Source organism: Lysinibacillus capsici, assembly GCF_020217405.1.
GTDB classification, from domain to species: domain Bacteria; phylum Bacillota; class Bacilli; order Bacillales_A; family Planococcaceae; genus Lysinibacillus; species Lysinibacillus capsici.
The window spans coordinates 1,499,841-1,511,662 of record NZ_CP084108.1 but is presented as its reverse complement, the minus strand read 5'-3'; the positions used below and the strand labels follow the sequence as shown (position 1 = coordinate 1,511,662).

11 protein-coding genes are annotated in these 11,822 nt (G+C 35.2%); 1 reads left to right on the top strand and 10 read right to left on the bottom strand.

Translation table 11 applies throughout. From position 1 onward, the window contains the following. A complete protein-coding gene (locus tag LCP48_RS07150) occupies positions 1-1,293 on the bottom strand; it encodes an NtaA/DmoA family FMN-dependent monooxygenase (protein WP_404805891.1) in 1,293 nt (430 codons plus the stop codon). A 188-nt stretch (positions 1,294-1,481) separates the two neighbouring features. Here LCP48_RS07150 and LCP48_RS07145 point away from each other — a divergent pair, with 188 nt between their 5' ends. Continuing rightward, entirely contained in the window at positions 1,482-1,952 is a 471-nt protein-coding gene (locus LCP48_RS07145) for a hypothetical protein (protein ID WP_004232468.1), read from the top strand. A 5-nt stretch (positions 1,953-1,957) separates the two neighbouring features. Here the strand turns inward: LCP48_RS07145 and LCP48_RS07140 are convergent, their stop codons facing one another. The 9 genes from LCP48_RS07140 to rocF all read right to left on the bottom strand — a co-directional run bounded on the left by LCP48_RS07140 (position 1,958) and on the right by rocF (position 11,427). Next, complete coding sequence (locus LCP48_RS07140) at positions 1,958-3,088, bottom strand: CamS family sex pheromone protein (protein ID WP_009370775.1); 1,131 nt, start codon at positions 3,086-3,088, stop codon at positions 1,958-1,960. A 272-nt stretch (positions 3,089-3,360) separates the two neighbouring features. Further along, positions 3,361-3,756, bottom strand: a complete 396-nt coding sequence (locus tag LCP48_RS07135) for a VOC family protein (RefSeq protein ID WP_004232464.1) — start codon at positions 3,754-3,756, stop codon at positions 3,361-3,363. Between the two features lie 288 nt (positions 3,757-4,044). Continuing rightward, entirely contained in the window at positions 4,045-4,962 is a 918-nt protein-coding gene (locus LCP48_RS07130) for a D-alanyl-D-alanine carboxypeptidase family protein (RefSeq protein WP_225340821.1), read from the bottom strand. Between the two features lie 88 nt (positions 4,963-5,050). Continuing rightward, positions 5,051-6,232 carry a sensor histidine kinase gene (locus LCP48_RS07125; RefSeq protein WP_225340820.1) on the bottom strand — a complete coding sequence of 394 codons (1,182 nt, stop codon included), beginning with the start codon at positions 6,230-6,232 and terminating at the stop codon, positions 5,051-5,053. Continuing rightward, complete coding sequence (gene vanR / locus LCP48_RS07120; RefSeq protein ID WP_198510736.1) at positions 6,168-6,860, bottom strand: VanR-ABDEGLN family response regulator transcription factor; 693 nt, start codon at positions 6,858-6,860, stop codon at positions 6,168-6,170. The genes LCP48_RS07125 and vanR overlap by 65 nt, the downstream gene beginning before the upstream one ends. Before the next feature lie 214 nt (positions 6,861-7,074). Beyond that, a complete protein-coding gene (locus tag LCP48_RS07115) occupies positions 7,075-7,662 on the bottom strand; it encodes a pyridoxamine 5'-phosphate oxidase family protein (RefSeq protein ID WP_004232454.1) in 588 nt (195 codons plus the stop codon). Positions 7,663-7,821: 159 nt separating this feature from the next. Further along, positions 7,822-8,622, bottom strand: a complete 801-nt coding sequence (locus LCP48_RS07110) for a DUF817 domain-containing protein (RefSeq protein WP_039885113.1) — start codon at positions 8,620-8,622, stop codon at positions 7,822-7,824. 203 nt (positions 8,623-8,825) lie between these two features. Next, entirely contained in the window at positions 8,826-10,253 is a 1,428-nt protein-coding gene (locus tag LCP48_RS07105) for an amino acid permease (protein WP_225340819.1), read from the bottom strand. 268 nt (positions 10,254-10,521) lie between these two features. Next, positions 10,522-11,427, bottom strand: coding sequence for an arginase (rocF, locus tag LCP48_RS07100; protein ID WP_009370771.1), 906 nt, complete (start codon positions 11,425-11,427; stop codon positions 10,522-10,524). Between the last annotated feature and the right edge of the window lie 395 nt (positions 11,428-11,822).

Here is an 11,822-nt window from a genome sequence, read left to right as displayed (position 1 = left end):
TCAGCTATTAATGGGAGAGCGCACATCTAAGCCTAAATGGGAACGTAATGTGCTACCTTCATATTCAGCTCTGAATAACCCCCGCTCCACTAACATGGGAATAACGTTGCTAAAGAACAAATCCAAAGATTTCGCAGGTCCACCTGGTATGGCAATAAAGCCATCCAATGCACCCTCTTCATAAAAAGTAACAATTTGATCGACAATATCCTGTGGTGTACCAATTGCTACAAGGTGGGCTGAGCCAATTACCTCTGGACGTGCTAACAATACTGCGACAGTTGGTTCATTGTTTATAATATAACGACGTACCAAATCTGCATGTGTTTTACTACGTACTTGTTGATCTTTTGATGGCAGCATATCAACCGTTACCTGATCTTCAAGTGCCAAATGACGAACATCCAGATCAATCAGAGATTCTAAAGCTCTGTAGCGTCGCTCAAGTGTTAAATGTGCATGTGCTTGTCGGTGCATTTCGAGTGCTTCTTCATATGTATCCCCTATAAAGAAATAGAGTCCAGGTAATAAGCGAATATCGTCAGCTGAACGACCTACTTCTATAGCCTGCTGACGCAAATCATTACGCATCTCAATACCCACCTCCATAGTTGGTGTAGCCGCAAAAATCGCATTGGAAACAGTAGCCGCAAATTGCCGCCCAACATCCGACGCGCCTGCTTGGAAGAGCGGAATCTCTCCTGCTGGATGCATAGGGAGATTGAGGGGACCTCTTATATGGAAAAATTCGCCCTCATGCTCAATTGGCTTAACAAGCTCTTTTATTTTCTCTAAATTTCCATCCATTACTAATATTTCATAGGGATGACTATGCCATAGTTGCTTGACCACCCCTGTACACTCTGCAGCTTTAGCATAACGCTCCTCGGAAGAAGGCATGGGCTCATTGCTGAAATTATAGGCGCCATCTATAGAGGTTACGATATTCCATCCAACTCGTCCTTCGCTAATCCAATTTAAGGATTGCAATTGACGCGCAATCAGATAAGGTGGCGTAAAGGATGTGGAAATCGTTGTTACTAAGCCAATCTGTTTCGTTTCTCTTGCCACCATCGCCATTAAAAAGCTAGGGTCTAAGCCAACTGTGCCTTTCATTTTAGCCATTAATTCTGGATGAGCTATTAAATAATCCGCTTTAAATACAAAATCTAATTTCGCTACCTCAGCACGCTGCGCAAATGCAATATGTTCGTCTATCAAGGCGCCCTGTTTGCCATGATTCCCGTAAACAGCTAAATGCATTCCAATAATAAGGTGTCTTTTCATTGCTATTCTCCCCCCTTTAATTGAAAATGATTATCATTTTCATAATAATCATTCATGGCAGAAATTGCAATGAAATGCTTTTTAGTTTTTGAAGGTCCTTTACAAATGAAAAATGCGCATACAAAATAATATTTACTTCAAAGTTAAATAAAGGTATTATTGTTATAATTTAATAAAATTTAAGCGGAGGAATCATGAGAAAATTTGCCTCTTTATTTATAGTTACTCTTTTAATATTTCCAATTGGTGGAGCATCTTTTATAGAAGATCCTATACACAAATCATCTATTCCGCCGAACCTTGGTGCTTCCGCTGAGGAATCTCATTCTACCCCCACAGCTGAAAAAAGTGATGATTCCCTTCTTACAACGTCTTCTACCTTTCCAACTGGTCAGGGTTCGATGAGCTTTAATTTTAAAGCACCTAGTAATGGCACTGCTACAATTCAAATTTATGTGAAAAATAACAGCTCACAATCTATTAGGTTTATATTAACTGCACCTAATGGAACGGTTTGGATAGACGGAGAGATCATTAAATCTGGACAATCATTGACTTCAACTTACGAGTTGGATGCAAGCCAAGCTGGTCAATGGTTCATGAAATTTGATAATAATGATGGTTCTTCAATTACAGTCGATATAAATACAAGTTACGAAATTTAAAATATTCAAATAGGTGATGCAAAAATTTGTTTTTCCGTTGGGTCCCAGAGAACAATTCCAACATCCTGCTTCTGATCGATTACCCGAATGGTAATGGGGATATAGTCAAATAAAATTGTATTTATTTTTGTACTAGTGAGCTGTAACAAGCCAATTAATTCAATATCGTTAACCAGTGGTACATGTATTTCCAGATCAATATCTGTTAATTTACCATCTTCATAACGAAGTTTTCCCATGATTTTAGGATTTAAATGTTTAAATCCACCTTGAATATCCTCTTTAAAAATTAATAATTTATTATACATATTTTGGTCCAAACTATATAAAGCTTCTGATGGGAATACATAATGCTTTTTATCTATATCAAACCATTTTGTTATGGTATCTGCATCTTTAGGAATAAAGGTTTCAGCTAAAAATATGCCTGGAATAATATCGTTTATATTAGATTCTTGATATAAAGTTAAATAAATAGGAACTCTAGGATATTTTTCATTTTTTCTAATATCCTCAAGAATCCTTTTAGCTACTTCCTTACCGTAATTTTTAACATCGTTGATATCATCATCATTTTGATCTACTTTCACTTGGCCTGTGTAAATTAAACCATTGGCATCGGAAACTCGTATATCATAAAATTCATTTAACGAGATGGCAACCGATAGTCCCTCTACTTTGTTATTTTCTTTATTAATAAAGTTTTGTTCTAACACATGTGAGAGAATCAAAGGATACTTTTTTTCATCCTCTAATACATTGTCACTTCTAGTTTCAATGGCTGGATTTAACCCAATACCTTCCTCTGTCTTTCTACTTAACCATTGGTTGATCGTTTTCTCTTCTAAATATTGGCCTTGCTGCATATAAAACTTGTCTGTTGAGAAATGATTCACCGATAAATTCATGAGTCCTCTTTCAATTTCATTAATATTTAAAGCATTATTCATATTTTTGATAATTGAACCTCTAGCAATATTGACTTTGGCAGGCTGTTGAATCTCATAGACTTCCTTTTTCTGAATCGATGAAATATACTTTTTCTCATTAGCAGTAACACTTTCGTCCTCAATACTACAAGATGCTAAAATCAATATTGGTGCGAATAAAAATAACATAAGCCTTCTTTTTTTCATTGCTATTTCTCCTTGCATACTATGTATCATTTGATAACTTACCTCATTTAACGATACCAAATTTACCAAAATAAAACATTACATATTTACAAATCTCCACATTTACCTATCGGATGATCAAAAAAGACCTATGCTCGTTTTCTCGAAACATAGGTCTTTCTGCTTTATAGTTTTTCAACTGCTTATGAGTGGGTTTTTCACAATTTTGGAGCAGCTCTCACCTCTTTAGAAGCGGATTCCCTCCTTCTTAGAGCGATATCACCCCTTCATTACTATTTGGCATTTTTATCGGGCTGGTGAATACCAAATACATTGCCTTCCGTATCAATATAATAGCCTTGCCATGCCATTCCTGGTAATGCGTACTTTGGCATGGCTACTTTGCCCCCATTTTCAAGAATTTTTGCTTCCGTTACATCATAACTTTCAACACCCATTGTACAAGCAAAGCCATTCAACGCTTGGTTTGTTTCTGGTGAAGGACCTTGACGTTGCATTAAAGCACCGTTAATCCCAAGTTCATCATCTTCACCTGTCACAGCACCGAAGTAAGGCATTCCTGCATATTCACTCCAGTCCTGAAATGACCATCCAAAAACTTCCCCATAAAAATCCTTTGCCCGCTCCATATCACTTACATGAATTTCAAAATGAACTAATCTCCCCATAGTATCCTCCTTAAAGATGAATGTATTTGATCATATTTACTATATATCATTTTTCTGAAGATTAAAATTAATAAATTATCTATCAATTAATGTACCTTCCGATTCGAATGATTCCACAATAAATCAGATACTACTTCTTTAAACGACTGTCAGAGGCATCTTTATTTCTACAATACCAACAACAAGCTGATTTATAGAGAATTATTATAACTACAAAAAAATGAGTGATTAGAAAATGAAATATTCTCCAATCACACACTATTAGGGGCTAGCAATTTAGTAATGAAGTTATAATTGACTATATACCGAAATGGCATCGGTAATATTATATTGCTCCGTTCTAGGGCGACCGTCCGCTCCTACTGTCACTAGCACATATTCTTGTCCATTTATAAGAGCTAAGCTTGCTAAACATAAGCCTGCATCTTCTGTATAGCCAGTTTTTCCACCTAAAATTTCCCCTCCTGGCAATGCACTTGATGTCATATGTTGAAACATGCGGCTGGTAAAAGTAATGCCTTCAGGATGAAGGTTTGTTGATTTTATAGAATATCTTTCTGCTGTATAAACATTTCGAAAATCATCGTTTGTTAAGGCATATTGTAAAAGTAAAGACATATCCTTTACAGTTGTATAATGATCTGAATGGTGCAGTCCAGTTGTATTTACAAAGTGCGTATTTTTCATGCCTAGCTGCTGCGCCTTTTCGTTCATTAGTTTCACGAATCCACGTTCTGAACCTGCAACATATTCAGCTAAGCCTAATGATGCCTCTGCACCAGATGGCAACATAGAGCCATACAACAAATCTTCTACTGTCACCTTTTCATTTGGAAGAAAGCCTGCCACTGACGCATTTTCCTCTAATAAATCCCGAAAGATATGTTTAGGTAAAATAATTTCTTCTTGTAAATTGGAGATCTGCTCAATTGCGACTAGAACCGTCATCATTTTTGTCAAAGAAGCAGGATAAATCTTTTCCTCACTTTTTTTATCTAAGACAATTTGATTTTCATCCAAATTCACTAAAATTGCATTCGAACTGTACATATCAAGATCGAGCATATGCTGACTGGCTGTTTGAACTACTTTCGATGCATGATCTATTTCCTGACGTAAAGTCATTGGCGATTCTTTCAATTGTAAATAAATAAATATCAACATGAATAAGAACAATAAACTCAATATACCTTTTCTCTTGAACATAAAAACAACTCCTTCTCTTTATGCTTTTATTCAACCATAAAAAAAGGAGCTTATTTTTAATTTACTATTAGTGAATTCTTAAGGTTTCTTAAGAATTGGTTGGAATCATCACGGTGAATACGGTTGTATCATTACTAGAAGTTGCGGTAATCGTTCCGCCATGGGCCTGTACAATTTCATTAGAAATGGCTAAACCAAGCCCAGCACCTCCTGTTTGTGTAGACCTTGCACTATCTAAGCGGTAAAACTTTTCAAATATCATTTTTAATTTTTCAGGAGGGATCGTCTTCCCTGTATTCGTAAACGAAATAAACGTCTGATTATTTTCGCTTTGCGCACTAATTTCAATTGTACTATTTGGTTCACTGTAGGCAATTGCATTTTTTAAAATATTATTAAATACCCTTGCTAATTTATTTCCGTCTGCATAGATAGTAATAGCTTCATCTAATTTGACGATGGCTTTTTGACCCTTTGGTGCGAGCAATGGATAAAACTCGTCGGCCACTTGCATTAACATATGATGTAAAGGAATAGAATCTTTCTCTAAAATGATGGATTGTAAATTAAATCTGGTTATTTCAAAAAATTCATTGATTAGTTGTTCCAGTCTATAAGATTTATCTAATGTAATCGCCACATATTTTTCTTTTTGCTCTACAGGCATATCCCTCGCTTCATCTAAAAGACTTAAGTAGCCAATAATGGATGTTAAGGGTGTTTTAATATCATGCGCTAAATAGACAACTAAATCATTCTTTCGTTGCTCAGCTTCTTGCGCATCCCTTGCACGCTTTTCTAATTTATATTTCACGCTATTTAATTTTTTCTCCAAAAAATCGAGTTCAGCTGGGAGCTCAATTTCCTTCCCTGACTCATCTGCAAGCATGGTAATACTTGAACTAATTTGATGAAAATATCGGGTAAATCGAGACAAGGCGATATAAAAAATAATCAATAATAATAAAATAAATCCTGTCGCAAGCCAAAACGATTTATTTTGTCGAAACAACACATGATAGGCATTGCTTGCAGCATAAAAATCAAGCTGCAGGACATTTTCACAAAAAGCAATAAAAGCATCTGCAAAGGGAGCTTGTAAGACCCCATCAATAAATGCAAAATTAATAAAAAAGCCTATGATGCTAGCGATGACAAGTATCGAAATAATTTGTAAAACCATTTTCCTTTTCAGTTTGCTAAACTCATTTTTCAATGGTATACCCCACTCCCCAAACCGTTTTAATATACTTTGGGTTCTCCGCAGCATCCTTCATTTTTTCCCGTAAATGTCGAATGTGAACCATTACCGTATTATTGCTGCTAAAGTACTTTTCCCCCCAAATTTCTTGGAATAATTGCTCTGAGCTAATAACTGTCCCTCTATTCGCACATAAATACCAAAGAATAGCGAATTCCGTAGGTGTAAGGGATATGGGTCTTTCATTTAAAAAGACTTGTCGAGTGTTTTTATTAATCACCAAGCCAGCAAAATCAATGATATCTTCCTGTTGCTTCGAACTTAGGTTGTACAGAGTAAATCTTCGTATTTGCGCCTTTACACGGGCAACCAACTCTAATGGACGAAATGGCTTTGTTATATAATCATCTGCTCCCAGAGAAAATCCATTTATTTTATCGATTTCTTCTTCCTTTGCCGTAAGCATTATCACCGGAAAATTCAGTGTTTCCCGGATTTTTCGTAAAATAGTAAACCCATCTATATCAGGTATCATAATATCCAGAACAGCTAAATCTACTTTTTCATGCTCAATACATGCTAAAGCCTCTTGAGCCGTATAAAACTTAAATACATGATAGTTTTCATTTTTTAAGTAAAGTTCTATTAAATCTGCAATTTCCTTTTCATCGTCAACAACTAATATATTCAACTGTATTGCCCTCTCCTTCTCCCCACTTGTTTTCCAATGATTTTTCACAGGCATTATAGCACTTACGCTTGACTATATCTATTATTAAGGTAGTTAGATAAAAACATCTTTCTAACTCTTCTTTTGATGTTAGCAAACTCATAGATAGTTTCATAATGAACTATAACTATATCAAAAATAGGCTTAGGTAAAATCCCAAGCCTTACATTTTTTCCGATAATTAATTTGTTGGATTGTTTACTGTAGCAGTAGATTTTTGACTCATATCCTGTGTTACCACTCTACCTGCGTAATATTGCATTTGTTTATTTAATTTATTCTCCTTTGCAGTTATACTGCTCGGTTTCACTTTCAGAACAAGGGTTGCACTCCCTAAAGAGGATTGATATTTTTCGATATGCTTTTTTGATAAAGGTACTTGGTAATAATCTGGTACATATTTATCAAGCATTGCCTGCATAGCAGCAGTAGCTTCATTTAAATCCGTAACAAATTCCACTAAACCATTTGCTACTACACTTATATAAGCCGTATCAGTCAAAGCAGGAATAGGGTCTACCATTGTTCCATAATTTTCACTTATTGTGATACATGCATTCTGATTAGTTGTTAGAATGTCTATTTTTCTTCCCTCGTTGGCTCCATGGAAATAAAAACTTCCGTCTTTGTAGACATAATTTAGCGGAATAACATATGGCATATGTTGATCTACCAAACCAAGAAATGCAGTTTGTGCACCTTCTAAAAATTGTTTTATTTGTTTTCCATCTGTACAAGCTCTATTTATCATTCGAATATCTGTCACCATTATCATTCCCCCTATCCTCTTCTAAAAAGGAGTCTACAGCAGTATTGCACGCTAAAAAAGGGACAGTTTAATGAAAGGACATGGGTACAAGGTAAAAATACTAGTTTATCAAAAGCCCATACTATTTTCTTAGAAGTTCTCTGGTTCTATAAATGAATGTCATATATTGAATGATTTCTTCTCCAAATTTTCACCTACATCACGATAGAACAATTTAAGTTGTGCAACAATCATAATGCTAATGACTACAAGTAAAAACCATGAACTGATTTTACCAAAATGAACAATCGACCAAGACGCCTCTTGATTCGGATAGGACCATGCTCCAAAGAACGTTGCAATATTTTCAGCAATCCAAATGAAAAAGCCAATCAAAAAGAACGATACAACGATGGGCATTTTAAAGACTTTGTTCCGTACTGTAAATTTTACAACAGTACGATAAAACACAATAAATAGTAGTGCCATTAACAGCCATCTAAAATCATAAATAAAATGGTGTGTGAAAAAATTCAAGTAGATAATGGCTCCAAGTGGAATAGCTACATAACTTTTTGGCCAGCTTACAATTTTTAAATCAAACCTACGCCAAGCTTGGCAAATATAACTTGCTACACTCGCATACATAAATCCGCTATATAAAGGCACACCCCCTATTTTTGTCCACGCCTCTTCAGGATATGACCATGAATTGAAATTCACTTTATATAGTTCGAGCACGAGCCCAATAATGTGAAACAAGCAAATGACTTTTATTTCATCCTTTGTTTCTAAACCAAATTTATACATCAAGTACTGAGTCAATAGACAGATTGCCAGAATAAAGTCATATCTTCCTACCCCAGGTATTTGAATGGCTTTAGAGAGTGCAAGTGTAGCAAATATTACAACGGGAAAAATACAAGATAATGATTGATGATACGTAAAGACTCCTAAGTCTTTAATAAAATTCTTCAACATGAATCCACCTCAAATGAACTTGTTCATAATTAAATTGCTTCTTGTATGAAGAATAAATGATAAATTATCTTATTTCAATATTTATTTATCGAAAAACAATAAAATTTTTCTCTTATTATTGGAACTATTCTTTGTTAAATACGTCTTTGCTATTGCTTATCTATTAAGAAAAGAGTAGCCATATAGGTAGCTACTCTTTGATATTAAAGATATACTTTTTGATTTAATTTTAATTGGACTTCTTGTTGGTTTATTTCTAAGTTCGTCACTTTTTTCACTTTTAAATAATAAACGATATAACAACCAATGAAGAATGCTCCACCACAGTAGAGTGCTAAACGTTGAGCTGGATCAAAAGCTAAGCTTGCCATAACAATACAGTTCGCTAATAAACCTAAAATAGGGATCACTGGATACAATGGCGCTTTGAATTTTAAATCCTCTACTTTTCCTCCTTGACGTATATAGGAGCGTCTAAATGCAATTTGAGATGCTGTAATCGCAATCCAACCAATTTGCGCACCTAAACCTGCTAGAGATAATAGCCACACAAAAACTGTATTAGCAGCAAATACACTTGACAGTAATGATAGACCTGCTACAGCGAGTGTGATTAGTAACGCATTCATTGGGATACCTCTTTTATTAACTTTCCCTAAAACAGGACTTGCCATCTTTTCGACAGATAGTGAGAACAGCATACGTGTTGCAGCATAAAGACCAGAATTTGCGACAGATAATAAAGCTGTTAGGATAACAAAATTCATAATATCTGCTGCATATGGAATACCTATGCTATCTAATACGACTACAAATGGACTTTCCACCACCCCTGCTTTATCCATTGGTATCATAGCTGCAAGTACAAATACGGATAACACGAAGAAGAACAACGTACGCCAAACAGTTTGCTTAATAGATTTAGGAATAGTCTTTTCAGGATTTTCACTCTCCCCAGCAGCAATACCAATCAATTCTGTACCTTGGAATGAAAAATTCACGGTAATCATTGTAATAAGCAGTGCTGTTACACCATTAGGAAATAATCCACCCTCATAAAAATGGGTAAGGAATGGGGCATTTGTTCCATCTTTCATATCAATTAGCCCAAACATAGCTGCTCCACCAACCGCTAGGAACATAATAATTGCCAATATCTTTATGCTAGAGAAAACAAATTCTGCTTCACCAAATGCTTTAGCTGATAAACCATTCAATACAAAGAGTAGTGCAGCAAATATTAAGCACCACATCCATACTGGTGAATCAGGAAACCATCTTTGCATAAGTTGCCCAGCCCCTAAAAACTCAAGAGCAACAGTTACTGCCCAACCTAGCCAGTATAACCATCCAACGGCAAAACCAGTAGCAGGACCGATAAATTTTGTTGTGTACGTTTGGAATGAGCCTGATACCGGCATAGCAACAGACAATTCACCCAAACATAGCATTGTTAAATACATAACTGCTCCGCCTACTAAGTAAGCTAGGATGGCACCAGTTGGTCCTGCTTGGTTAATCGTGTAGCCTGATCCAAGAAAGAAACCAGTTCCAATACATCCACCAAGTGAAATCATAAATAAGTGTCTTGCTTTCATACTTCTTTTTAATTCATATTGTTCTGCTGCCATAAAAAACTCCTTACATTCATTATCTGTGTAAGCACTTTCTTTTTTTCGTACAAAACAGATAACAATCTAAAATTTAAATGTTAATAGATAAACTGTTTTATATATTTTATAAACTGTCAATTTTCTGACAAAATAAAGGCTATTGAATAGCTAAATTGTATTGTAAACTTACTATAGGGAGAGCTACTTTCTTATAGTTGGTTGTCGCGACCTAATTTTTTAAGAAAAGTTCTTCCTTCTGGGATACAAAATGACTTCTATTCATGGCTTAAAGTAATGTATCGCCAAATAGTGAGCTGATTAAAGCTACCGCAGCAATAGCCGTTTTATTGTATTGATCTAAAACAGGGTTTGTCTCAACAAATTCTGCTGAAGTAATAATATTTGCTTCTGACAGCATTTCCATAGCCAAATGACTTTCACGATAGCTAATACCACCTGCTACTGGCGTACCTACACCTGGTGCATCATTTGGATCCAGTCCATCTAAATCTAATGATAGGTGAACACCGTCTGTGCGCTCCTTTAAATAGGCAATCGTTTCTGACATTACTTTCGTCATTCCTAAACGATCAATTTCATGCATCGTGTATACTTTAATACCAATTTCCTTAATAAGCTTTTTTTCTCCAGGATCTAAATCACGCGCACCAATGATAACAACGTTTTCAGGCTTTACCTTTGGAGCATAGCCTCCGATATTTGTAAGTGCTGGATGTCCAAGGCCCAAGCTTACAGCTAAAGACATGCCATGGATATTTCCTGAAGGAGATGTTTCACCAGTATTTAAATCGCCATGGGCATCATACCAAATGACACCTAGATTCTCATAATGCTTGGAAACTCCTGCTAATGTTCCAATAGCAATACTATGATCTCCACCTAATACTAAAGGAAAACGGTTTAAAGAAATTTCATGGTCTACTTTTTGGCCTAGCTTCTCGTTACTTTCTGTGACAGTTTTTAAATTTTTTAAGTTTGTCTTTCCTTCTGCGTCTTTATCTTCGTGTACGAAGTCAATAGTTAAATCCCCTTCGTCATAAATCAAATAACCAAGGCTCTCAAGTCGTTCAGTTACCCCTGCATATCTGATAGCACTTGGTCCCATGTCTACGCCTCTTCTTGTTTGACCTAAATCCATGGGCACCCCAATAATTGTCACTTCTTTATTCATGATGTTTTCTCCTCTCCAATAATTACTTTCACAGTATAAAGAAATTGCAACATTGACTCAACTCGACATTATTTTAAATTTTTATACAGTTTAAATTATTAAAAACATAGATTTTTTCTTGTATAAACGAATGCATAAACGCTATTTCACTGCATAACAAAACATTTTTTCCCTTTTTAATGCGTTTTTTTGTAAGAAATTACTAAACAAAATATTAAAACTGTTCTTTTTTTATAGTTTTTTCCGAAAATTTTGACGGTAATTTTATCTATAAATGCAATATGTTCATAAATATTTTCCAAAATCATTCAATTATTCTTCTTTTTAACGGCAAAAAAAGCCTTACTACAATGAACTGCCCCGTAAAAGTTAGACATCAATCTAACTTTTACGGG